Below are 22,200 nucleotides of genomic sequence, written 5' to 3'. Positions count from 1 at the left end.
AATGCGCCTTATTCTTGCCACAATCTCAGACAGTCGCCGGGCCATGTTTTCGGCTGCCGCAATACCCGCCGAGGCGATTCCCGCCCGGATCGATGAAGCTGCCGTAAAGGCCTCGCTGCTGGCTGAGTCGGCCCGCCCCCGCGACATTGCCGATGCTCTGGCGGAAATGAAGGCCCGAAAAATTGCTGAAAAGAACCCGGATTCACTTGTCATCGGCAGCGATCAGGTCCTCGAATGCGAAGGCACTTTGCTTTCAAAGCCCGAATCGCCCGAAGATGCTGTGGCGCAATTGTCGATTCTGCGCGGCAAAACCCACAAACTCATCTCTGCCGTAGTTGTATATGAATATGCACAACCTGTATGGCGACATATTTCCGAAGCACGGCTGACAATGGGATCATTCTCGGATAGTTGGCTGCGGGGTTACGTCGATCGGAACTGGAACAGTATCCGGCATTCGGTTGGTGGCTATAAGGTGGAGGAGGAGGGAGTGCGCCTCTTCATCGATATCAGAGGCGATCATTTTACTATTATGGGGATGCCCATGCTGCCGCTCTTGGCGTGGATGGGACAACGGGGAATAATCGAGACATGAGCCTGAGTAGAATTCCACTTGCCGGTGTTATCGGCAATCCGGTCGGACACAGCCGTTCGCCGCGTCTGCATAACTACTGGTTGCAGCGCTACGGTCTGGCCGGACATTACGTTCCTTTGCATATAGAGGAACGTGATCTGGAAAAGGTTGTACGGACATTGCATCTGGCCGGATTCGTCGGCGCCAATGTGACCATTCCGCATAAGGAAGTCATTCTGGACATGGCGGACGTCGTGACCGAACGCGCGTCGCAGATCGGTGCGGCAAATGCACTGGTTCTGACGCCGGATGGCAAGATTCATGCGGACAATACCGATGGCATCGGTTTTCTGGCCAGCCTGCAGCAGGGCGCACCTGATTGGGAGGCGACATCCGGTCCGGCAGCCCTGATCGGTGCCGGCGGTGCGGCACGCGCTGTGGTTTCGGCCCTTCTGGGCGCCGGCGTTCCGGAAATCCGTATCAGCAACCGCACGCGCGAACGTGCCGAGGTGCTGGCCAATGATTTCGGACCGCGCGTGGTCGTCTATGACTGGCTGCAGGCGGCAAACATGCTGGAAGATGCGGCCACCGTGGTCAACACATCCTCGCTGGGCATGGTGGGTGAGCCTGAATTCCGGGTTCCCCTGGATGGGCTGGAGCCTTCTGCCGTTGTGACCGATGTCGTCTATGCACCGCTGGAAACGACCTTGTTGCGCGAAGCCCGCAAGATCGGCTGCCGTACTGTCGATGGCCTGGGCATGTTGCTTCATCAGGCGGCGCCGGCGTTCGAAAGCTGGTTCGGTCAACGTCCCGAGGTCGATGCCGAAACACGGGCATTCGTGCTGGGCGGATGATCCGCCTCGGCCTGACCGGCTCTGTCGGAATGGGTAAATCAACCACCGCTGCGATGTTTGCGGCGGTGGGGATACCTGTCTGGGATGCCGATGCGGCTGTGCACCGACTATATGCTGCGGGCGGGGCTGCTGTCGCTCCCATGGCCGCAGCCTTTCCGGACAGCGTAACGGACCATGTCGATCGGGCTGTTTTGCGTGATCTGATCCTGCGCGAACCGGAGGCGCTGACCCGGATCGAACAGATTGTCCACCCGCTGGTCGCCGCAGATCGTGATGCTTTCGATCCAGCTGCGGATATTGCTGTCTACGATGTGCCTTTACTGTTCGAAAACGGCATCGATACGGCCATGGATGCCACGCTTCTGGTCACGGCCCCCGCTGCCCTGCAACGCAGGCGGGTGCTGGCACGCCCGGGCATGACCGAGCGCAGCTTTGCTGCCATTCTGTCACGCCAGATGCCGGATGCTGAAAAACGCTCGCGGGCGACCCATATCATTGAAACGCTGGACATGGATGCCACCCGCGCCCAAGTACACGCTCTCATCGCCTATCTACGGAGCAGCCATGCGTGAAATCGTGCTTGATACCGAAACCACCGGTCTTGATCCCTTTACCGGTGATCGTATCGTTGAAATCGGCGGTGTGGAGCTGCTGAACCATATGCCGACTGGGCGTACCTATCATCAATATATCAATCCTGAACGGAATATGCCCAAAGAGGCATTCGATGTTCATGGGTTGTCCGAGGACTTTCTACGGGACAAACCCGTATTTGCGGCGGTGGGGCAGGATTTTCTGACGTTTGTCGGAGATGCCAGGCTGGTTATTCATAACGCCAGCTTCGACATGAAATTCCTGAATTATGAATTGAAGCAGATGGGTCTGCCCGAGATACCGATGGCGCAGGCGCTTGATACGCTGGCAATCGCGCGAAAGCGGTTTCCGGGCTCTCCGGCGTCTCTGGATGCCCTTTGTCGCAGGTTCGGCATCGACAACTCGTCCCGTACACTGCACGGCGCATTGCTGGATAGTGAAATCCTGGCCGAAGTCTATCTGGAGCTGATCGGGGGGCGTCAGCCGGATCTGGTACTCGCACAGAATACCCAAGGCCCGGTCAGTTCGGATATGGAGGTATGGCGTCCTCGTCCACGCCCCACATCCCTTGCGCCGCGGATCACCGAGGCCGAAGCCGCCGCACACGCAGCCTTTGTCGAAAAGCTGGGCGCGGCAGCGATCTGGAACAAACGTTGACGGATCAGGATACCGTCGTGGGTGCCTCGGCAGTGGCTTGGGCGCGGCGCTGCAGTTCCATACGGTAGAGCGCCAGGAAATCGACGTTATCGATGTTCAGCGGGGGGAAACCACCGTCACGCGTTACATCGGAGATGATGCGACGCACGAAGGGGAACAACAGACGCGGGCATTCGATCAGCAGGAACGGGTGCAACTGCTCTTCTGCCACGTTTTCCACGTGAAACAATCCGCCGTAATCCAGTTCCAGCAGGAACAGCGTATCGCCGTTGTTCTTGTTTTTCGACGTCACCTTGAATTTCGTGATGACTTCGTACTGGTTCTCGGTGCTGCGTTTGCGGGCATCAAGGCTGACCTGAACCTGCACATCCGGCTGTACATCCGCACCACCAAGTCCCTTTTGCGCGACCATGTTCTCGAACGACATATCGCGTGTGTATTGGGCCAGCGCCTGCATTCTGACTTGCGGCGGTGTTGGCGGATTTGTGCCATTGGTTTCGGTCATGCGTCTCTCCTCAAAAACTCTGCAGGTGTTCTAGCAAATAGATCAGTGTCGGGTCCATGCCGAAGGCGGGCGATGGGTCGGTTTGGGATTACCGGTATCGCTCAGGTCCTCGTACTCCCCATCGATCGTGGTCGCCGAAGGCGCCGTGCTGTTGGGGGTGACCACTCTGAAACGGGAGGCGACGCGCGCAATCATGATGCGCCGAACGGGGGGAATCAGCAGGATCAGCCCAAGGGTATCGGTCAGAAATCCGGGCAGGATCAGCAGAATGCCCGCGATGACCAGCATCGCCTTATGGGCAAGCGGCGATAACGGATCATTCTGCATCGCGCGCATCTGGTTTGGTCCGCCCTGCGCACGGATCAAGGCCATGCCGCCCACGGCCCCGGCCAGGATGACCAGCAGCGTCGGACCAAGGCCAATTGCGGCCCCCACGGTCACAAACAGGGAAATCTCTATCAACGGCAATGCGATCAGTAGGGCAATAAGCCACATGCGGGCATTCCTTTCTTAGGTCGGGCGGCGGTGGACTCGGCGGTATTCGATCCCTACATAAGAGTAGCGGGGCAATTACCAAACCCCAACCGCCGATCCCGAGGTTTTTGAATGAGCTCTGCCATGATGATCCAGCTTCTAGTTCTTGCGGCCGTCGCGGTCTTTCTGATCCTGAAGCTGCGGTCCGTTCTTGGCACGCGCGAAGGTTTCGAAAAGCCGCCGGTCCGTCCGGAGGCGATTCCTGATGTTCAGGGACGGCAACCTGTCGTCAATGATGAAGATGCCCATAACCTCGAAATTGCCGACCATGTGCCCGAAGGGTCCGATAGTGCCAAGGCATTGGCGGCGATGAAAAAGGCGGAGCCGTCCTTTTCGGTCAACGAGTTCCTGTCGGGCGCACGCAGTGCCTACGAGATGGTGCTTGATGCTTTCGACAAGGGAGATATGGAGCCCGTCCGCGGCTTTATCGCGCCCGAGGTGCTCGAGGCCTTTGAGGGGGCCATCGCGGCCCGCCGTGAACAGGGGCTGGTGGTTCAATCCAAAATTATCGGGATCCGCGAGTTGGCGGTGAATGATGCTACCTTCATGCAGGGCAGCCAGATTGCCGAGATCACCGTCCGCTTCATGGCCGAGCTGACCTCCATCGTCAAAGACGCGAATGGTGTGCTGGTCGAGGGGAGCGAGACCGAAGTGAAGCGTCAACGCGATTTCTGGACGTTCCAGCGGGCGATGGGAGCGGCAGATCCGAACTGGCGTCTTGTCGCAACCGGAGAGTGAGGGCCCTTCTGGCGTTTGCACTGGGGGCGGTTCTGGCCGCGCCTGTGCAGGCGATGGAGTTTTCAGATATTGATGGATGGGCTGTTGCGGATCATGCAGCGGCCCTTGCCGTATTTCGCAACAGCTGTGACCGGATCGAGGGTGCGTCTTGGCAGCACGCCTGCGCCGAAGCCTCTCATGCCCCCGACCCGCGCACATTTTTCGAGACGACGTTCCAACCGCACCCGTTGCCTGCGCCGACGTTGTTCACCGGCTATTACGAGCCGGAACTGCATGCGTCGCTGAACAGGACCGACCGGTTTTCATCGCCTGTCTATGCCCTGCCACCCGAGGGCGCGCCTGCAATTCCCCGCGCCGATATGCCCGCTGCCCTTGCCGGACGTGGGTTGGAGATTGCGTGGCTGGAGGATCCGGCCGAGGCATTCTTTCTGCAAGTTCAGGGGTCGGGTCGATTGCGCCTGCCGGACGGCCGATCCGTACGCTTGGGCTATGCAGGCAAGAACGGCTCGGAATACCGCTCTATCGGGCGGGAAATGGTCCAGCGGGGTATCATGACGGTGGAGCAGGCCTCGGCCCCTGCGATCAAGGACTGGATTCGCGCCCATCCCCAGGACGGGCAGAACTTGATGAACCATAATCCGTCTTTCGTGTTTTTCCGCGTTTTGGACCTGCCGGATGATGCCGGTCCCATAGGGACAATGGGCGTACCGCTGACGGCAATGCAATCCCTTGCTGTGGATCCTCGGATCGTGCAGCTTGGGGCACCTGTATTTGTTCAGGCCGAAGGCGTGGATCACTTGTTTGTCGCACAGGATACCGGCAGCGCGATAAAGGGGGCTGGCCGGGCAGATATGTTCATGGGCAGTGGCGATGCTGTCGGGATTGCGGCCGGCCATATGCGGGCGCGTGGCCAGATGTTCGTTCTGATCCCGCGGGAGGATTGATATGGCGCGCCGTCGTACCCTCCGCCCCGAAGAGGAAGAGCTTTGGGCTGCTGTTGCGCGTACGGCCCAGGCCATGCATCCTGCGCAGCGTACGGCTGCCCCTGTGCCCCCTCCGACCAAACCCGACACTCCATCAGTGGCGGTTGCCCCCCAGCCGCCTGTCGCACCGTTCCGAGTGGGGGCGAGAAGCACACCCGCCCGTCCGCATGATGTCAGCCCGACCCTGCGCGAACAGATTGCGGCATATCCCCTGAAAATGGACGCGCGGCAGTTTGCGCGCATGTCACGCGGGCGTTTGGCCCCCGAGGCACGGATCGATCTGCACGGCATGACGTTGGCCGAAGCGCATCCGGAACTGATGCACTTCATTCTGGATGCGCATCGTCAGGGGATGCGACTGGTTCTGGTGATTACAGGTAAGGGAAAGATGCGTGACGATGGTGGGCCTATCCCCACCCGTACGGGGGTTCTGCGCCATCAGGTGCCTCAATGGCTGCGTCTGCCCCCCTTGGGGGTATTGGTGCAGCAAGTGGCCGAGGCGCATCTGAAGCATGGAGGCGGCGGCGCTTATTATGTCTATCTGCGCCGCCGCTGATCGTTACAGCATATAACGCGAGACGTCCGTTTCGCGGGCCATCTCACCCAGATGGGCCTCTACATACGGGGCGTCTATGGTGATTTCGGCCCCCTGCTGTTCGGGGGCATCAAAGGACAGTTCCTCGAACACACGCTCGATCACCGTGTACAGCCGCCGCGCGCCGATGTTTTCCACCGTGGCGTTCACCTGGGCCGCGATACGGGCAAGGGCCGCAATACCGTCTTCGGCAAAGGTCACGGTCACATTCTCGGTCGCCATCAGCGCGGAATACTGACGGGTCAGGGCATTGTCCGGTTCGGTCAGGATGCGGGTGAAATCACCCTCGGTCAGGGCCTGAAGCTCTACCCGGATGGGCAGGCGCCCCTGCAGTTCCGGCAGCAGGTCCGACGGTTTGGCCACATGGAACGCGCCCGAGGCGATGAACAGGATATGGTCTGTCTTCACTGCACCATGTTTGGTGGACACCGTCGTCCCTTCGATCAACGGCAGCAGATCGCGCTGCACGCCTTCACGTGAAACATCGCCGCTGCGGCTGTCAGTGCGGGCGCAGACCTTGTCGATCTCGTCGATAAAGACGATGCCGTTCTGCTGCACGGCCTCCAGCGCGGCGGCCTTCACAGCCTCGTCGTCCAGAAGCTTGTCGGCTTCCTCGCTCATCAACAGCTCATGGCTCTCGGCCACCGCGATCTTTTTGCGGGTGGTCCGCTGGCCCATCGCCTTGCCGAAAATATCGCCCAGCTGCATCATACCGGGCTGCGCATTCGGCAGATCCATATTCCCCAGCGGGTTGGACGTATCCCGGATATCCAGCTCGATCATATGGCTATCCAGTTCCCCGGCCTTGAGCCGCTGGCGGAACATTTCGCGGGTCTGTTCACGGGCATCCTTGCCGGCGATGGCCTCGATCACGCGATCTTCGGCTGCCTTGGCGGCCCTGGGTTTGACCTCTTCACGCATCCATTCGCGTGTCTCGATCATCGCGGCATCCACCAGATCGCGGATGATGCTTTCGACGTCGCGACCGACATAGCCCACTTCGGTGAATTTTGTCGCCTCTACCTTCAGGAACGGCGCGCGGGCCAGGCGGGCCAGACGACGGCTGATTTCGGTTTTTCCGACGCCGGTCGGTCCGATCATCAGGATGTTCTTGGGATATACCTCGTCACGCAGATCATCGGCCAGCAGCTTTCGACGCCAGCGGTTGCGCAGGGCAACGGCGACTGCACGTTTTGCATCCGCCTGCCCGATGATGAAACGGTCCAGTTCGCGGACAATATCGCGGGGGGTCAGATCGGTCATCGTAACTCCTTCACACGGCGCGCGGGAACATTCGGCGCAGCGGTTTCGTTGGTGGGGAAATAAATGGAGGATATGTCATGCCTACACCGGCAGAACTCGAACAGAAACTTTTCAACGCCTTGGACGACCATGCGACGGTGTTTCTCGGCCTGTCGAACGCCGAACATGGCCACGCCCGCCCGATGACATTCATCGCTGACGGTGATCGCGGCCCGTTCTACGTCTTCACGACCAAGGATAACGATATGGTCGTCCGGGCGCATACCGGCAGCGCGGCCTTTGCCCATTACGTGTCCAAGGGGCACGACCTCTGGGCCTGCGTCCACGGACATGTCACTGTCTCGGCCGATCCTGCCGTCATTAATCGCCTTTGGAACAGCCATATCGCTGCATGGTTCGACGGCAAGGACGACCCCAAGATCGCCCTTCTGCGTTTTGACCCCGAACATGCCGAGATCTGGGAAGACAGTTCCAGCGTTGTGGCCGGCGTCAAGACTGCCTTGGGCCTGTCCGACCCCAAGGCCGATGCCCAAGACAGCAAGGCTTCCGTCCAGTTGTGACGGCTCAGCTGCGGCCAACACGTTCCACCGTAAGGTTGCCGTTGGTGTAAACGCAGATATCCGATGCAATTGCCATTGCCCGCCGTGCGATATCCTCGGCGGGCATATCTGTCTGCATCAGGCCACGTGCTGCGGCCAAGGCAAAGTTACCGCCCGAACCGATGGCGGCAATATCATGTTCCGGTTCCAGAACATCACCGGCACCTGTGATAACCAGAAGCTCGGTCCCGTCGGTCACAATCAACATTGCTTCCAGATTGCGCAGATATTTGTCCATGCGCCAGTCCTTGGCCAGCTCCACGCTGGCACGGGCTAATTGTCCGGGCATCGCCTCAAGCTTCCGCTCCAGCCGTTCCAGCAGGGTGAAGGCGTCGGCAGTTGATCCCGCAAAGCCCGCGACGACATCCCGTCCGCCCGGTGACAGGCGGCGTACCTTGCGTGCGGTCCCCTTGATGACGGTCGGGCCAAGGCTGACCTGGCCATCACCGGCAATCACAACCTCATCACCGCGGCGAACACCGATGATTGTTGTGCCGTGCCAACCGGGAAACGCGGAAGAATGGTCGTTGTCCGACATGGAAGCTCCTTTTCTTTCGGGGGTATATGGCGTCAAGGATTGCCCCGCTCAACCCCGAGGGGGAGAAGCAATGCCGATCGCCAAATGAAAAGGGCGCCCGGAGGCGCCCGTTCCATCAGATCGCGCTTTTGATCCAGTTGGCCAATGCGGCCTTGGGTGCAGCACCTGTCTTGTTCGACACGACCTCGCCGCCTTTGAACATGAACAAGGCAGGAATGCCCCGAACACCCAACTGTGCCGGGCTGACGGGGTTCTGGTCCACGTTCACCTTGACAATCTTCACTTTGCCCGCATATTCGCCAGCAAGCTCTTCCAGTGCGGGGCCGATCTGGCGGCACGGGCCACACCATTCAGCCCAGAAATCGACAACGACCGGAATGTCCGACTCTCGGACTTCGGCATCGAATGTGGCATCGGTAACGGCAACAGTGGCCATGTCAAAACTCCTGTAAGGTTGTATCAGACGTAGGAAGCCGCGGCTTGGGCGTCAAGACGCTGCACATACGTGACAATACCCTGCCACACCGCTACCTTCGCGCCCGAATGATGCGCGGATGGAAACTATGCAGATCGAAAAAACGCAACTCGATGGTGTTCTGGTACTGACACCGCGCCGGTTCGGTGACCCGCGCGGGTTCTTTTCGGAAAGCTGGAACCGCAAGACGCTGGAAACGGCCGGCGTGGTTCTGCCGGAATTCGTGCAGGACAATCACTCCATGTCCGCCAAGGCAGGCACGGTGCGCGGGCTGCATTTCCAGTCTCCCCCGCATGCACAGGGTAAACTGGTCCGCTGCGGGCGCGGGGCGCTTTATGATGTCGCCGTCGATATCCGGACCGACAGCCCGACCTACGGTCAGTGGTTCGGGGCGGAGTTGTCCTTTGAAAATGGCAAACAGCTGTGGATTCCGGCAGGATTCCTGCACGGCTTTGCCACGCTGACCGATGACACCGAAATCTGTTACAAATGTACGGATCATTACGCGCCGGAATGTGATGGTGCCGTACGTTGGGACAGTGTGGGCATCGACTGGCCCATGCCTGCAGGGGTAACGCCTGTCCTTTCGGAAAAAGATGCGGCAGCCCCGGCGCTGGCCGATTTTAAATCCCCCTTCACGACGGAGCGGACATGAAGCTTCTTATCACCGGCGGTGCCGGTTTCATCGGGTCTGCGGTTGTGCGGCAGGCCATCCGCGACGGGCATGCGGTGGTGAACCTTGATGCGCTGACCTATGCCGCCTGTCTGGAAAACGTGGCCGAGGCTGCAAAGTCCCCGAATTACGCGTTTGAAAAGGCCGATATCCGGGATCGCGCGGCATTGGACCGGATATTTGCCGAACATAAACCGGATGCGGTCATGCATCTGGCGGCGGAATCGCATGTGGACCGGTCGATCGACAGCCCGGGTGATTTCATCCAGACGAATGTGATCGGCACCTTCAACATGCTAGAGGCCGCACGTGCCTTCTGGCAGGCGCAGGGAAAGCCTGCCGCATTCCGCTTCCACCATATCTCCACCGATGAGGTATTCGGCACCTTGGGGGAAACCGGCCAGTTCACCGAGGAAACGCCCTACGCTCCGAATTCTCCCTATTCGGCATCAAAGGCCGGATCGGACCATCTGGTGCGGGCATGGGCCGAAACCTACGGCCTGCCGATCGTGATGACCAACTGCTCCAACAACTACGGCCCCTACCATTTTCCGGAAAAGCTGGTTCCCGTGGTCATCCTGAAGGCCCTGGCCGGAGAGCCTATTCCCGTTTACGGCAAGGGTGAGAATATCCGCGACTGGCTTTATGTGGAAGATCACGCGGATGCCCTGCTGACGGTTCTGCAGAAGGGCGAATTGGGGCGCAGCTATAATATCGGCGGCGAGAACGAGGCCAGGAATATCGATCTGGTGCGGACAATCTGCACGATCCTTGATGAAAAGCGTCCAAAGAACGCGGCCTATGCCGACCAGATCACCTTTGTCACCGACCGTCCGGGGCATGATATGCGGTATGCCATCGATCCCGAACGTATCCGGACCGAACTGGGTTGGCGCCCCTCGGTCACGCTGGAACAAGGGCTGGAAAAAACGGTCCAGTGGTATCTGGACAACGAGGCATGGTGGCGCCCGCTGCAGGACCGTTCGGGTGTTGGCCAGCGGCTCGGGGTAAAGGCATGATCCTCGTTTTCGGGCAGACCGGTCAGGTGGCGCGCGAATTGCAGCGCTTGTTGCCCGACGCCATCTTTCTCTCGCGCGAACAGGCGGACCTGTCTGACCCCGAGGGGTGCGCCGCGGCGATCATGGCCCATGATGCGACGGCGGTTATCAACGCCGCCGCCTGGACGGCCGTGGACAAGGCCGAGGCGGAAGAACCGGCAGCCACCCTCATCAATGGTGATGCCCCCGCCGCAATGGCCCGCGCCGCTGCAGCAAAGGGAATCCCCTTTGTGCAGATTTCAACGGACTACGTGTTCGATGGCACAGGCACCGCACCATGGACGCCCACAGATGCCACCGGTCCCATAGGGGCCTATGGCCGGTCGAAGCTGGCCGGTGAAAAGGGTGTGATCGCTGCTGGCGGACCCTATGCGATCCTGCGCACCTCATGGGTGTTTTCGGCGCATGGGGCGAACTTTGTGAAAACCATGCTGCGTGTCGGGGCAACCCGCGACAGCCTGACGGTGGTGGCCGACCAGATCGGTGGCCCTACCGCAGCTGCCGATATTGCGGCCACCTGTGTCGCCATGGCCAAGGCCCTGACGGCCGATCCTGACAAAAGCGGTATCTACCATCTGTCAGGCGGGCCTGATGTTTCCTGGGCCGATTTCGCACGGGCGATCTTTGCTGCAGCGGGCATGGAAACTGCGGTAACGGATATTCCCTCTTCGGACTATCCCACCCCTGCCGCACGACCCGCCAACAGCCGGATGGATTGCAGCGACCTGGCCGTATTCGGTTTGACGCGACCCGATTGGCGCAAGGGTCTGAACGATGTGTTGAAGGAATTGGAGGAGGCAAAATGACCGACCGCAAAGGCATCATTCTCGCAGGCGGATCGGGCACGCGCCTTTATCCGATTACCATGGGCATCTCGAAGCAGTTGCTGCCGGTCTATGACAAGCCGATGATCTATTATCCGATCTCGGTTCTGATGCTGACGGGTATCCGCGAAATCGCGATCATTACCACACCGCAGGATGCCGACCAGTTCCAGCGCCTGCTGGGGGATGGCAGCCAGTGGGGCATCTCCATCACGTGGCTGGTACAGCCTTCGCCCGATGGTCTGGCCCAGGCCTATCTGATTGCCGAGGAGTTTCTGGACGGTGCCCCCTCTGCGATGGTGCTGGGGGACAACATCTTCTTTGGCCACGGTCTGCCGGATCTGCTGCAGGCAGCCGATGCGCAGCCTTCGGGCGGGACCGTCTTCGGTTATCACGTGTCCGACCCCGAACGCTACGGTGTGGTGGCCTTTGACGCGGACGGTCGTGTTCAGACCATTATTGAAAAGCCCGAGGTGCCGCCCTCGAACTATGCCGTGACCGGCCTTTACTTCCTTGACGGTGATGCCCCTAAACGTGCCCGTCAGGTCCAACCCTCGGATCGTGGAGAGCTGGAGATCACCTCGCTGCTGGAGCTGTATCTGGCCGAGGATGCTTTGCGCGTGCAGCAGATGGGCCGCGGCTATGCGTGGCTTGATACCGGCACCCATGCGAGCCTTCTGGATGCAGGCAATTTCGTGCGGACACTTGAGGAACGGCAGGGCCTGCAATCCGGTAGCCCGGATGAAATCGCCTTTGCCGCCGGCTGGATCGATGCCGCGCAGCTGGGAGAGCGGATCAACCTGTTCAAGAAAACCAACTACGGCAAGGCCCTGCGCGCCCTTCTGGGATGAATGATTCAGGAGGCCGGCATCGTCGTGCCGGCCTCCTATGCCTTTTCTGTGTCGGTCAGGCCGCGTTTCAGGGCTGCCGAGGTCAGCTTTGCAGGCAGGGGCATCAGAACGCCGGTACGTGTCCACAGGATTGCCGTCTCAATCCGCTTTTGCGGCCAGATCTGTGCCAGGGCGTGGGCATAGGCCCCCATCTGGCGCAACAGCCCTTCGGGAACGCGATCGGCCGATGGGGGAACTACGGCATTTGATTTGAAATCAACCGCCAGAACATGGTCCTCATTGATGACCACTCGATCCAGAATACCATAAAGCGGTGTACCATACAGGTCTGCTGTAACAGCAACCTCGGCCAGCGCATCTGACACGAACAGGGCAGGATGGGCAGCAATGACAGCCTCTGCTTCGGCCAGAAGGGGGGGGATATCCGCATCCGGCAGCAGGCGCGCAGCAGTGGCCGCACGATCAGCCGACAGGGGCAGATGCTCCAGCAGCAGATGCAGCTGCGTTCCGCGCAGCTTGGCCGCGGCTTCGTCCAGACCTTCCCCCGCCAATGCCTTTGCCCCGCCCATACCGGAGGGCGAAATGGCGGGAAGCGGATGTGCCGGAATCTCCAATCCCTGACGCACCCATTCAGGCAAGAGGGCGGGTTGGATGACGCTTTTCGCGGTCTCCGGCGACGGGTCGGGCCAGATGCCCCCCTCCAGCCGCAATCCGCCCTGCCATGGCATCGCGCCTGCCGCTTCCAGCCCGCGCCGGATGCGGTTGTACCAGTTGCCTTCCTGTTTCACATCCCCCGCGGCAGCGGCGATCAGCCAGCACTGGGCGCGGGTCAAGGCCACATACAGCAGCCGGAGCGATTCCGCTTCGGCCGCGGCCTTGCGCGCGGCAAGCGCAGTGGCCACGGAATCCGGTGCCTCTGCCGCAGGGGGCCGCCAGAGCGTTGTACCATCCTCCATGGACACCAATTCATCCCGATCCCGCGCCTTGTGGTCGGCAATATCGGGCAGGATCACGATAGGGGCTTCCAGCCCTTTCGAGCCGTGAACGGTCATGACGCGGATCATCCGTCCGGCACTGTCCATGCGGCGCTTCACCTCCACCTCGTCAGTGGTCAACCACGTCAGAAAACCGGTCAGGCTGGGAACGTCCGTGCGTTCATAGGCCAGGGCCTGCGACAGCAGTTCATCGATCCCATCCTCCACCTCGGCACCCAGACGTGCCAGCAATGCACGTCGCCCGTCATGGCGTGTCAGGACGCGCTCGATCAGATCATAGGGGCGCAGGAAATCGGCGTGGTTCCGCAAATCCTGCAGGATCGCAACCGCAGGAACATCCATTCCCCTGAGTGCGGCCCAGAGATAGCCCTTGCGGGGTTGTGCCAGACGATAGAGCGCATCCTCGGACCAGCCGAACAGGGGGGAGCGAAGGGCCGCGGCCAGTGACAGATCATCCTCGGGCGTGGCAAGAAACGACAGCAGGGCCGTCAGGTCTTTCACGGCCAGCTCGGCGCCCAGTTTCAGCCGGTCCGCACCCGCAATCGGCAGTCCGGCTGCTTTGCAGGCGCGGATCAGCGGGCCGAAAATGCCGCCCCGGCCCCGTACCAGAACCAGCACATCCCCGGCGTGCATGGCCCGCGTGCCGGATCCATCGGGAATCTGTACGCCCTGCCGGATCATACCAGCAATCTGGTCGGCAATATTCGCGGCCAGACGGGCATGATGATGTTCGTCCGAAATCAGGTCCACGGGCTGGGACCAGTCATCATCATCCGGGGTGGCGCTGGGCTCGGTCACGGGCCATAGATCTACTCTGCCCGGCATATCGCGAAAGGCGATGTGGCGCATCGGACCACCCAGGGCTTCGGGCGGTACATCGGCAAAGGTATGGTCGACCAGCGACAGCACCGTGGCCGACGAACGGAACGAATGTTCCAGCTGCAGATCCTGCAGCCCCTGCTCTGCCTCGGCCAGCCGCGTGGCGAAATGCGCCTTCATCCTGTCAAAGGCGGCCACATCGGCCCCTTGGAACGAATAGATCGACTGCTTCTTGTCACCGACCACAAAGATGGTCCGTTGAAGATCACGGGCCCCTTCCCCCGCAGCGAACTCTTGTGCCAGCAGTTCGATCACGCGCCATTGCTCGGGGCTGGTATCCTGCGCCTCATCCACCAGAATATGGTCTATGCCGCCATCCAGCCGGAACAGCACCCATTGCGCCACCGACGGATCGGTCAGCAGGGCCACGGTGCGACGGATCAGATCGTCGAAATCCAGCCAGCCGCGCATTGCCTTTCGCCGCTCGTATTCAGGCAGGAACACGCGGGCGAAATCATGCAGGGCCTGTGACCGTGCCGCCGCTGCCAATGCGATGCGGGTGGACCGTGCCGTTTCCACACGGCGCATCAGATCATCCAGGCGAGGTGTCAGATCCCCGAGCGCCGCGCGGGTTTTCTTGGTAGGGAAACTGGTCAGCTTGGCGGTGAAGGGTTCGGCGGCGGATTTTCCTGTCAGCATCACGCCTTCTAGGGCGGCCAGTGCGGCCATATCCGGTGCGGCGATCCGCAGGGCAGCGGCATTCTTCTGGTCGGTCACCGAGCCTGCATCCATCGCGGTGGCGACCTCGGCCAACCATTCGGCCTCTCCGCCCAGAAAAACACCGGCCAGCAAGGATGCCGTATCATCGTCCGGTGCCAATCCGAGGGAGGCGCGGATTTCGGCGGCGGTCAAGGGCGGGTTGAAGCCATCCCGCTTGCCCGCGACCTGGGCGGCCAATGTTCCGAAATCCTCGCCCGTATAGGCGCGGGCAAGGGCAGCCACCGCTTCGGGTGCCAGCCGGTCCGCCATTTCCTCGACGATGTCTGCACGCATCAGGGTGGCGGCGCGGTCATCCATTTCGGTGAATTGCGGCGATACCCCGGCCTCCAGGGGGAACCGGCGCAGAAGCGAGGCACAGAACGAGTGGATTGTCTGGATGCGCAGACCGCCCGGTGTTTCGATGGCGCGGGCAAACAGGCGGCGGGCGCGGGCCAACGTGTCAGGGTCGGGTTCCGGCACCCCCAGGGTGACCAATGCGGCCAGCAGGGGCGTATCTTCCAGCATGGCCCATTCCCCCAGCCGGCGGAACAGGCGGTTCTGCATCTCGGTTGCGGCAGCCTTGGTGTAGGTCAGGCACAGAATGCGCTGGGGGGCCACGCCGTCCAGCAGCAGGCGGGCAACCCGATCGGTCAGCACGCGGGTTTTGCCCGATCCGGCATTGGCCGACAGCCAGGTAGAAGCATCGGGTCTTGCCGCGGTGACCTGTCGCAGTGTCGCATCATCCATTGCCTGGGGCATCATCCTACGTCCTCCGGATGCGAGGGGTCCTGCATTTCCCATTCGCCATAGCGGGCAAGGTGATCGTAATCGCCCGGAAAGCGGTCTTCGAAAACCGCCCTGCGGGACACATACCCCTGCCCCTGCTCACCGTATTTTGCAATCAGGCTGTGCAGCTGTTCCCAGACCTGGCCCAGCAGATCCTCGGTGATTTCGGTCGTCTCTATCTTGGGGGTGGTGCCAAGCCCGATGTAGCTGATCCGTGCCACCTCTGACGGGCCGAGTTCGAAGAACCCGCCCCGCTCCGCCATGGCTGCCTCCAGCAGCAGCTGTTTGTCATAGGCCGCCTGCTGCTTTTTCGTAGGCGGTGTGCCGGTCTTGTAATCCAGAATGCGCAGGCGGCCATCGGGCAATCTGTCGATCCGGTCCGGGCGTGCGGTCAGGCGGAACGGCAGAGGCGTCAGATCGACACCGCCGGTATCTTCCAGAAGGACCGGGGTACCCTCGGATTCCGCCTCCAGTGCCAGAAACACCTCGGCCGCGCGATCCATCCGTGCCGTCCACAGGGCGCGGGCTGCGGGCCAGGGGACCTCCTCGGCCAGAACACGGGCGGCGATGGCGGCCAAGCGGGCGCGGGCGGTATCAGGATCACCGTCTTCGCGCACAAATCCCTCCAGAATGGCATGCAGCACAGACCCCCGCAGCCGTGCATCCGGTTCCTGCCGCAGGGGCGACAGCGGATAAAGGCGAAGGATGTTCTTGGCATAGATCGCATAGGGATCGCGGATCAACGTTTTGATGCCTGTCACTGCCAGCTTCACGGGCCGCACATTGACAGGCGGGCGGGGTGCGGGCCGGCGCGCGGCGGGGACCGGGGCAAGCGGCATGTCCAGCCGCTCTGCCAGATCCAGCCATTCCGAACCGCGCTTGCGCATCGCGGCCAAGGCCTCCGGCCCGCCCTTGTCCGGCAGGCCGGCCATCAGGTTCTGCAACCTGTTCAGCCAGCGGGACGGGACGGTTTCCGCCTCGGCATCACGCACCGCGCGGGTCAGGATAACCTGGGGGGCGGCAACCGCCTGCTGGTAATCATGGGCGGAAAGACCGATTTCGCGTTCGGGCAACAACAGGCCCGCATCCAGCCGCATCTGACGGTTGAGCCACGGATCCGGCGATGGCAGCCCCGGCCAGATGCCATCATTCAATCCGCCAAGAATGACCAGATCGGCACCCTGCACCCGTGCTTCCAGTGTTCCCCATATCATGACGCAAGGGTGCGATTGCGTCGGCTCGCGTACTTCTGCCTGTGAAAGCAGTTTATCCAGCAGGTCGGCGTAATCGGCGGGGGACATGATTCCCCCGTGTTCGGCCTCGGCGCGCAGGTCGGCAATGGTACTTTCCGCCTGTATTCCGGCCGCTGTGTCCCACAGAGCACCCGTTCCGCTTCCGTTCGGTCCGGCAGCAAGCGCCTCTGTCATGGCGATGTGACGATCCAGATGGTCGATCAGCGGCGCATCCTGTGCCTGGGCAATCGGGGTCAGGGTTTTGCCGATCCATGCGGCCCAATCAGCCACGCCGTCGGCCGGGCGCGTCCCCGCCCACAGGGCCAGATCATCCGCCGTGGGGAACGGCGGACCGTAGCGGCGCAGGTGCAATTCCAGATCACGGGTCCAGCGCAGATGGTTGCCGCGGTCGGCCCCCGTGGCGGTCAGCGGATGTTTCAGCAGCGTCAGCAGCATCTCGGGTGTCAGCCGCTGGCCGATCAGCCGCGCCACATGGCGCATCAACCGTCCGGGTGCCGAATGATGCAAGGGCGCACCAGCGGAATCATCCGGCAGGATGCCCCAGCGGTCCAATGCCGCCGTAACCTGCCGGGTAAGTTTCCTGTCCGGGGAAATCAGCGCGGCCTTCCGGCCCTGTTCCGCGGCCCGCCGCAGGATCAGGGCGATGGCCAGCGCCTCGGCCCGCGGGCGCGGTGCCTCGATCAGGGTCAACCCTTCAGTGGCGGGGATCAGGTCCGGAAGGTATCGCCCCTCTTCCAGCCATTGGTCCGTTACGGGGGCCGGCCGAAGGGAAAGGGATATGAGCCGGTTGCGATCTGCTGCCACCGGTGCGGCACCGGTCCATGGGGACAGCATATCCGCTGTCAGGTCCAGATCGCGCATCAGGCGGTGAAACCGGTACTGGGGGTGATCCTCGGCGGTCATGGCGTCATCCAGACCGTCCCATACCGCGGCCGGCAGGTCCGTATCGAACCCCGGCAAGACAAGGGTGCCCTGCGGTAGCCGCGCCACGGCCCGCATGAACAGGGCCGTTGTGCCCCGTGATCCGGTGGAACCTGCCACGATTACCGGTCCGTCAGGGGGAACCCTTTGCCACAGGTCTGCCAATGTTTCCGCAGCCAGGCGCATCCGGCGTTCGGGATCGGGCCTGTCTGCTGCTGCGAACAAGGGGGCGACAATCCCCAGAAAAGCCTGCGTTCGGGCCCAATGGGCGGAATGGCCCGAAACATCCAGTAGCGACAGCGCCTCGGGGGAAACAGCCTCCTGCTGCATTTCGCCCATCAGTTTTGCAAGGCTGTCCGCCAGATCATGGACGGCGGCACGGGGGGCAAGATCGGGCTGCACCTTCAGCAGGGCCGTGATCAGCTGTGCCAGCTCCAGCCGGCGGCGCAGCGGAGGAACCGGTGCGGGCAGATCCGGGACCAGATTGCCCAGATCACCAAGCAGGGCGATACGTGGCAGAAAACCTGCGCCGCGGGCGATCAGCAGGTCCATCACCCGCCGCCGCATCCGCGCGGTATTCAGGAACAGGCGGACACGGGCCATCGCTTCGGGTGGTTGGCCGGCCATGCGGGTGCAAAGCCCTTCGACCAGCGCCTCGGGAAAGTCGACGCCGAGGGGAACAATCGCAACCTCAGCCATTCAACAAGTCCTCGGCCAAAGGAATGCTTTCGGGGCGGCCCACGTCGCACCAGCCCCCCCGGTGTATCACGCCATGCATCCTACCTTGGGGGATCATACGGTCCCACAACAGATTCAGGCTGAATGCAGTATCGGGAATATCCCTCAGGCCATCGGGTTTCAGAATCTGCGCCCCCAGATAGACGGAACCGGGCTGCCCGTTGGCGCGGCGCAGCGTGGTGCCCTCCATCACGAAATCCCCTGTACCGCTATGGCCCGTGGCCCCGGACGCGGGCAGCAGAAGCAGCAGGGCATCCATACGGTCCGGGTCCCAGGCCGCCAGAAGCTGGGTCAGGGGGTTTTCTCCTGTCCAGACGGCGTCGGTGTTCAGCGTCATGACCGGCCCTGTGCCCAGTAGCGGCAGGGCCGCGCGCAGGCCGCCCCCCGTTTCCAGCAGTGCCTCTTCATGGGAAAGGATGATGTCGGACGGCAGATGGTTCTGCAGGGGGGCGGGGCAGTAATGCGTATTGGCTACGATACGGGTAATGCCTGCATCCCGAACCTGATCCAGCGCATGATCCACCAGCGGGCGACCCGCAACCCGGACCATCGGCTTGGGCAGATTGGCGGTCAGCGCTCCCATGCGTGTTCCTTTACCGGCGGCAAACAGCATCAGGGGCGGCATCGGGCAATCCTGTCCAGAACGTCGGGTGTGGGCGCGGGAAGATCCAGCGTGGTGGCCACATCCGCAAGCACGGGGTGCGCCAGATTGCGTTGCAGGTGCCCCCAGACACGGGGGATCAGGTGCAGATAGGCGGGTTTGCCCGCAGCCACGGCCAGGCGCGCAAAAATTCCGAGGATGCGCAAATTGCGCTGGGCCCCCAGCACGGCATAGGCCGCAGCAAAGGCCGCTGACGGGTCGAAACGCGCAATCATCGCCTGTTCTGTTTCAGGGGCCACATCGCGCCGCGCGTCCTGCAGAAGGGAGACGAGGTCATAGCCGGGCTGTCCCATCTGACCCAGCTGGAAATCCAGCAGCCCCACACGGGCAACCCCCTTGCGTTCAGGGAGCCACAGCAGATTTTCGGCATGATAATCGCGCAGGATAAGAACGCGAGGGCCATTCGCATGGCTGTCCAGCGCAGTCGCGAGGGCTGCAACCGTGGCTGCCGGGTTTCCCGCGTTGCCGGTGGCGCAATGGCGGTACCATTCAAACGCGGGGGTGATCGCATGTGCCCATTCCTGGGCGGACAAATCCGCAAGGCCGGACGGGGCGGGGCTTGCGTGCAGATGCTGCAGGACATCGGTTGCTGCCGTATAAAGCTCCGCCTCTGCCGACGGGGTATGTGCCAGCAGACGGGCAAACAGATCATCGCCCAGATCCTCCAACAACAGAAAGCCACGCGGAATGTCGGCGGCATGAACGCGCGGGGGGGAAAGACCAAGCGCGGCCAGATGATTGCCGATCGCCACGAAGTCTGCCGGATCATCCCCGCTGCGCGGTGGGGAATCCATCAGAACGGCGCGCCGGTCCCCCAAGGCCAGTCGTCGATAGCTGCGGGCAGAGGCATCTCCTGCCAGCGGGGTGTCGATAGCCCCCTCCCATCCGCCCAGAACCCCCTGGGCCTGTTGCAGGCGAAGCCGCGCCAGCAGATCGGGCGGGCCGTTCAGTGTGGCAAGACGCCCGTTCCCCTCGACCTCCAACGTGATACGCAAGGCATTCGCAGGGGCCAGATCACCCAGCCGGTCCGGCCATTCGATCAGCGTGATGGCATCCTCCATCGCATCATGGAGGCCGAGTTCGATCGCGTCATCGGGATGCGACAGCCTGTAAAGATCGGCATGCCAGATATCCGGATCGCCGGCATAGGTCTGAACCAGTGTGAATGTGGGGGATGGAATGTCCACTTCGCCCGTTCGGGCATGTATCAGGGCGCGGGACAGATGGGTCTTTCCGGCCCCTATTCCGCCTGTCAGCAACACAGTCTCGCCCCTGCGCAGAACATGGGCCAGATCCTCGCCGAGGCGGGTGGTGTCGCTGTCAGAGGCGAGCGGAAGAAGAAGGCGATGTTGGGTCATGCCGCGAAAATGACGGCCCTGCGCGCTGGGCGCAAGCGGTGATGCAATCAGGCGCGGAGCATTTGCCGTTCAACATAGGCATGAGGTGTGAAGACCACCATAGCCGCCCCGCCCGCCACGAGCGAATAGCGGCATTCCAGCCAGCGGCCATCATGCAGTTGCGCCCTGCCCGTCCCGCCGGCCCTTGGGCCGAAAGACGTGATGAAATCCTCTATATATGTCCATAATTCGGTCGGAACCGTGGCATCGCGCCATCTGGCACAAAGGGTCGTGGCTGTTTCTTCCCGCAGGGTCGTACCGATTTCATCCCGCCACAGGGCTTCATAGGGTGTGTTGGAGATCAGCAGATGACCGGAGGGTGAAAAGACGGCCACCGCCTCCGACATGCCATCCAGAACCGCCTGACCCAGCTCCAGATCGGCACGATAGCTGCGTGTACGGGTAATTTCGCTGGAGATATCCTCGAACATGAGGGCCAGTGCGCCATTCGGATGCGGGCGCCCCATGACACGATAGGTTTGCCCCCCGGAAAGATTCCATGTCTCCTTGTAGCTGCCGTTCGCGGCGGCCTTTTCCAGATCCATCATCTGCTTGCGCCAGTTGCGATAGTCCTTTGGCTCGGGGATCATGCTGTTTGCCCGCATGGCATCCAGAAAGGCGAACAATGTCGGGCGGCCGGATAGAAAATCCGACTGCAGGCCCGTCAGATCCAGCAGTGCAGGATTGAAGATTTGCAGAGTGCGTCGTTGATCGAAGATCGCGAGCCCGATGGGAAGGTCCGCAAAGGTGCGGGTCAGCGTCTGGCGGAACTCTTTCAGATCGGCCTCGGCCTGAACCGCGCGGTTGACGGAAAGAGCGAACCCCGTGCGCTGTCCGTCATTCGCCGGAATACGTTCCACGTGAAACCAGTCGGGTTTTGCTTCAGATGGAGCTGCATTGACCGCTTCGCCATTCGTGGGGAACAGATGCGGGACCGGCCAGCGTGGTGCGCTTTGCCCGAGCCGATCCAGATAGGCAGCATTGGCCCAGGTTATTTCGCCGTCCTGCCCCTCATGCCAGACGGGTACAGGAACGGATTGCACCAGTCGGCGCAATTTCATGACCTCATCCATTTCCACACGGCGGGTCAGGATGTCATGGCCTGTTCCATTATCACCATCCAGCGTGATGCGCGTAATGCCGCCATGCTTTTCTGCAAGACAAACCAGTCCTTTGCCCTGCAATTGCACGCGTCCGGATTGATCAAGCCCCGCAATCTGATCACCCGCATCCGAGAAATGAGAGGTGAGGTATGTAATAAGACAGCCACGTTCATTTCCCTTTTGCGGGGAAAGCGCCGATAGCAGATGCCTTGCCGGGGCGCTGGCATCCAGAAGCTGGTTGCCATCGAATAGAAATACCACTTCGTCATTCGGAACGACGGCAGACACATTGGCGCGCCGTGTTAATAAAGCCCTGCCGATAAAGGCGGCAATACAGGCCAAAGCCGCGATAGCCTCGATCCGCACAAGGTCGACCCACGCAACACCCATACACCACCCCCGGACTGTTTTTCTTGTTGAGAGATGGAATGTTCGTGGAGTGGTTAATAAAAA

The 22,200-nt window shown here is 61.6% G+C and carries 22 protein-coding genes and 1 pseudogene; 12 read left to right on the top strand and 11 right to left on the bottom strand.

Annotated elements, in window-relative coordinates; all coding sequences use genetic code 11:
• The first annotated feature begins 1 nt into the window (after position 1).
• Genes TR36_RS00920 through dnaQ form a run of 4 tightly spaced genes read left to right on the top strand, consistent with a single transcriptional unit; the run spans position 2 to position 2,679 of the window.
• Positions 2-595: a nucleoside triphosphate pyrophosphatase gene (locus TR36_RS00920; RefSeq protein ID WP_045388406.1), complete on the top strand. Its 594-nt coding sequence runs from the start codon at positions 2-4 to the stop codon at positions 593-595.
• Positions 592-1,428, top strand: coding sequence for a shikimate dehydrogenase (locus tag TR36_RS00915; RefSeq protein ID WP_045388409.1), 837 nt, complete (start codon positions 592-594; stop codon positions 1,426-1,428). The genes TR36_RS00920 and TR36_RS00915 overlap by 4 nt, the downstream gene beginning before the upstream one ends.
• On the top strand, positions 1,425-2,000 hold the full coding sequence (gene coaE, locus TR36_RS00910; protein WP_045388412.1) for a dephospho-CoA kinase: 576 nt from the start codon (positions 1,425-1,427) through the stop codon (positions 1,998-2,000). Before TR36_RS00915 ends, coaE begins: the two co-directional genes overlap by 4 nt.
• On the top strand, positions 1,993-2,679 hold the full coding sequence (gene dnaQ / locus TR36_RS00905; protein WP_045388415.1) for a DNA polymerase III subunit epsilon: 687 nt from the start codon (positions 1,993-1,995) through the stop codon (positions 2,677-2,679). The genes coaE and dnaQ overlap by 8 nt, the downstream gene beginning before the upstream one ends.
• 4 nt (positions 2,680-2,683) lie before the next feature.
• Here the strand turns inward: dnaQ and secB are convergent, their stop codons facing one another.
• Entirely contained in the window at positions 2,684-3,184 is a 501-nt protein-coding gene (gene secB, locus TR36_RS00900) for a protein-export chaperone SecB (RefSeq protein WP_045388418.1), read from the bottom strand.
• Between the two features lie 42 nt (positions 3,185-3,226).
• The gene (locus TR36_RS00895) at positions 3,227-3,679 is read right to left on the bottom strand and encodes an FxsA family protein (protein ID WP_045388421.1); all 453 of its coding nucleotides are present in this window, start codon (positions 3,677-3,679) and stop codon (positions 3,227-3,229) included.
• A gap of 111 nt (positions 3,680-3,790) precedes the next feature.
• Here TR36_RS00895 and TR36_RS00890 point away from each other — a divergent pair, with 111 nt between their 5' ends.
• From TR36_RS00890 to TR36_RS00880, 3 genes are read left to right on the top strand one after another with little or no spacing between them, the layout of a single operon-like run.
• Positions 3,791-4,456, top strand: coding sequence for a Tim44/TimA family putative adaptor protein (locus tag TR36_RS00890; RefSeq protein ID WP_045388424.1), 666 nt, complete (start codon positions 3,791-3,793; stop codon positions 4,454-4,456).
• 53 nt (positions 4,457-4,509) lie between these two features.
• Positions 4,510-5,400, top strand: coding sequence for an MltA domain-containing protein (locus TR36_RS00885; RefSeq protein WP_082714832.1), 891 nt, complete (start codon positions 4,510-4,512; stop codon positions 5,398-5,400).
• A gap of 1 nt (position 5,401) precedes the next feature.
• On the top strand, positions 5,402-5,995 hold the full coding sequence (locus TR36_RS00880; RefSeq protein WP_045388430.1) for a Smr/MutS family protein: 594 nt from the start codon (positions 5,402-5,404) through the stop codon (positions 5,993-5,995).
• Positions 5,996-5,998: 3 nt separating this feature from the next.
• On the opposite strand, the gene hslU is transcribed toward TR36_RS00880, so the two are convergent.
• Entirely contained in the window at positions 5,999-7,297 is a 1,299-nt protein-coding gene (hslU, locus tag TR36_RS00875; protein ID WP_045388433.1) for an ATP-dependent protease ATPase subunit HslU, read from the bottom strand.
• A 77-nt stretch (positions 7,298-7,374) separates the two neighbouring features.
• Here hslU and TR36_RS00870 point away from each other — a divergent pair, with 77 nt between their 5' ends.
• Entirely contained in the window at positions 7,375-7,857 is a 483-nt protein-coding gene (locus TR36_RS00870; protein ID WP_045388436.1) for a pyridoxamine 5'-phosphate oxidase family protein, read from the top strand.
• Between the two features lie 4 nt (positions 7,858-7,861).
• On the opposite strand, the gene hslV is transcribed toward TR36_RS00870, so the two are convergent.
• Positions 7,862-8,434: an ATP-dependent protease subunit HslV gene (gene hslV, locus TR36_RS00865; protein WP_045388439.1), complete on the bottom strand. Its 573-nt coding sequence runs from the start codon at positions 8,432-8,434 to the stop codon at positions 7,862-7,864.
• Positions 8,435-8,549: 115 nt separating this feature from the next.
• Positions 8,550-8,870, bottom strand: coding sequence for a thioredoxin (gene trxA / locus TR36_RS00860; protein WP_045388442.1), 321 nt, complete (start codon positions 8,868-8,870; stop codon positions 8,550-8,552).
• 127 nt (positions 8,871-8,997) lie between these two features.
• Here trxA and rfbC point away from each other — a divergent pair, with 127 nt between their 5' ends.
• Genes rfbC through rfbA form a run of 4 tightly spaced genes read left to right on the top strand, consistent with a single transcriptional unit; the run spans position 8,998 to position 12,315 of the window.
• Positions 8,998-9,564 carry a dTDP-4-dehydrorhamnose 3,5-epimerase gene (gene rfbC / locus TR36_RS00855; protein WP_045388901.1) on the top strand — a complete coding sequence of 189 codons (567 nt, stop codon included), beginning with the start codon at positions 8,998-9,000 and terminating at the stop codon, positions 9,562-9,564.
• Positions 9,561-10,601 carry a dTDP-glucose 4,6-dehydratase gene (gene rfbB, locus TR36_RS00850; RefSeq protein WP_045388445.1) on the top strand — a complete coding sequence of 347 codons (1,041 nt, stop codon included), beginning with the start codon at positions 9,561-9,563 and terminating at the stop codon, positions 10,599-10,601. Before rfbC ends, rfbB begins: the two co-directional genes overlap by 4 nt.
• Positions 10,598-11,446 (top strand): dTDP-4-dehydrorhamnose reductase, encoded by an 849-nt coding sequence (gene rfbD / locus TR36_RS00845; protein ID WP_045388448.1) that lies wholly within the window; start codon positions 10,598-10,600, stop codon positions 11,444-11,446. The genes rfbB and rfbD overlap by 4 nt, the downstream gene beginning before the upstream one ends.
• A complete protein-coding gene (rfbA, locus tag TR36_RS00840; protein ID WP_045388451.1) occupies positions 11,443-12,315 on the top strand; it encodes a glucose-1-phosphate thymidylyltransferase RfbA in 873 nt (290 codons plus the stop codon). The genes rfbD and rfbA overlap by 4 nt, the downstream gene beginning before the upstream one ends.
• A gap of 35 nt (positions 12,316-12,350) precedes the next feature.
• On the opposite strand, the gene addA is transcribed toward rfbA, so the two are convergent.
• The 6 genes and pseudogenes from addA to TR36_RS00815 form a co-directional block, all read right to left on the bottom strand.
• On the bottom strand, positions 12,351-15,647 hold the full coding sequence (addA, locus tag TR36_RS00835; protein ID WP_062762443.1) for a double-strand break repair helicase AddA: 3,297 nt from the start codon (positions 15,645-15,647) through the stop codon (positions 12,351-12,353).
• Positions 15,647-18,547 carry a double-strand break repair protein AddB gene (addB, locus tag TR36_RS00830; RefSeq protein ID WP_045388454.1) on the bottom strand — a complete coding sequence of 967 codons (2,901 nt, stop codon included), beginning with the start codon at positions 18,545-18,547 and terminating at the stop codon, positions 15,647-15,649. The genes addA and addB overlap by 1 nt, the downstream gene beginning before the upstream one ends.
• Complete coding sequence (locus TR36_RS00825) at positions 18,540-19,211, bottom strand: nucleotidyltransferase family protein (RefSeq protein ID WP_045388457.1); 672 nt, start codon at positions 19,209-19,211, stop codon at positions 18,540-18,542. Before TR36_RS00825 ends, addB begins: the two co-directional genes overlap by 8 nt.
• A complete protein-coding gene (locus TR36_RS00820; protein ID WP_067397901.1) occupies positions 19,199-20,179 on the bottom strand; it encodes a phosphotransferase in 981 nt (326 codons plus the stop codon). The genes TR36_RS00825 and TR36_RS00820 overlap by 13 nt, the downstream gene beginning before the upstream one ends.
• A 24-nt stretch (positions 20,180-20,203) precedes the next feature.
• A pseudogene (gene tsaE, locus TR36_RS16425) lies at positions 20,204-20,605 on the bottom strand (tRNA (adenosine(37)-N6)-threonylcarbamoyltransferase complex ATPase subunit type 1 TsaE); the annotation flags it as partial.
• A 47-nt stretch (positions 20,606-20,652) separates the two neighbouring features.
• Positions 20,653-22,137: a PAS-domain containing protein gene (locus tag TR36_RS00815; protein ID WP_052362490.1), complete on the bottom strand. Its 1,485-nt coding sequence runs from the start codon at positions 22,135-22,137 to the stop codon at positions 20,653-20,655.
• Positions 22,138-22,200: the final 63 nt, after the last annotated feature.

The sequence above is a fragment of the Falsirhodobacter sp. alg1 genome (assembly GCF_000739715.2).
In the GTDB taxonomy this organism is placed as follows: Bacteria; Pseudomonadota; Alphaproteobacteria; order Rhodobacterales; family Rhodobacteraceae; genus Falsirhodobacter.
Note: the sequence above shows the minus strand (reverse complement) of the source record. Positions and strands in the feature narration are given on the sequence as shown.

Coding starts and splice junctions, on each gene's coding strand:
- TR36_RS00885 (WP_082714832.1), top strand. CDS start 4,510: ATGGAGTTTTCAGATATTGATGGATGGGCTGTTGCGGATCATGCAGCG.
- TR36_RS00815 (WP_052362490.1), bottom strand. CDS start 22,137: ATGGGTGTTGCGTGGGTCGACCTTGTGCGGATCGAGGCTATCGCGGCT.
- rfbD (WP_045388448.1), top strand. CDS start 10,598: ATGATCCTCGTTTTCGGGCAGACCGGTCAGGTGGCGCGCGAATTGCAG.
- hslU (WP_045388433.1), bottom strand. CDS start 7,297: ATGACCGATCTGACCCCCCGCGATATTGTCCGCGAACTGGACCGTTTC.
- TR36_RS00895 (WP_045388421.1), bottom strand. CDS start 3,679: ATGTGGCTTATTGCCCTACTGATCGCATTGCCGTTGATAGAGATTTCC.
- TR36_RS00880 (WP_045388430.1), top strand. CDS start 5,402: ATGGCGCGCCGTCGTACCCTCCGCCCCGAAGAGGAAGAGCTTTGGGCT.
- addB (WP_045388454.1), bottom strand. CDS start 18,547: ATGGCTGAGGTTGCGATTGTTCCCCTCGGCGTCGACTTTCCCGAGGCG.
- trxA (WP_045388442.1), bottom strand. CDS start 8,870: ATGGCCACTGTTGCCGTTACCGATGCCACATTCGATGCCGAAGTCCGA.
- TR36_RS00825 (WP_045388457.1), bottom strand. CDS start 19,211: ATGCCGCCCCTGATGCTGTTTGCCGCCGGTAAAGGAACACGCATGGGA.
- rfbB (WP_045388445.1), top strand. CDS start 9,561: ATGAAGCTTCTTATCACCGGCGGTGCCGGTTTCATCGGGTCTGCGGTT.
- addA (WP_062762443.1), bottom strand. CDS start 15,647: ATGCCCCAGGCAATGGATGATGCGACACTGCGACAGGTCACCGCGGCA.
- coaE (WP_045388412.1), top strand. CDS start 1,425: ATGATCCGCCTCGGCCTGACCGGCTCTGTCGGAATGGGTAAATCAACC.
- secB (WP_045388418.1), bottom strand. CDS start 3,184: ATGACCGAAACCAATGGCACAAATCCGCCAACACCGCCGCAAGTCAGA.
- rfbC (WP_045388901.1), top strand. CDS start 8,998: ATGCAGATCGAAAAAACGCAACTCGATGGTGTTCTGGTACTGACACCG.
- dnaQ (WP_045388415.1), top strand. CDS start 1,993: ATGCGTGAAATCGTGCTTGATACCGAAACCACCGGTCTTGATCCCTTT.
- TR36_RS00915 (WP_045388409.1), top strand. CDS start 592: ATGAGCCTGAGTAGAATTCCACTTGCCGGTGTTATCGGCAATCCGGTC.
- hslV (WP_045388439.1), bottom strand. CDS start 8,434: ATGTCGGACAACGACCATTCTTCCGCGTTTCCCGGTTGGCACGGCACA.
- TR36_RS00890 (WP_045388424.1), top strand. CDS start 3,791: ATGAGCTCTGCCATGATGATCCAGCTTCTAGTTCTTGCGGCCGTCGCG.
- TR36_RS00920 (WP_045388406.1), top strand. CDS start 2: ATGCGCCTTATTCTTGCCACAATCTCAGACAGTCGCCGGGCCATGTTT.
- TR36_RS00870 (WP_045388436.1), top strand. CDS start 7,375: ATGCCTACACCGGCAGAACTCGAACAGAAACTTTTCAACGCCTTGGAC.
- rfbA (WP_045388451.1), top strand. CDS start 11,443: ATGACCGACCGCAAAGGCATCATTCTCGCAGGCGGATCGGGCACGCGC.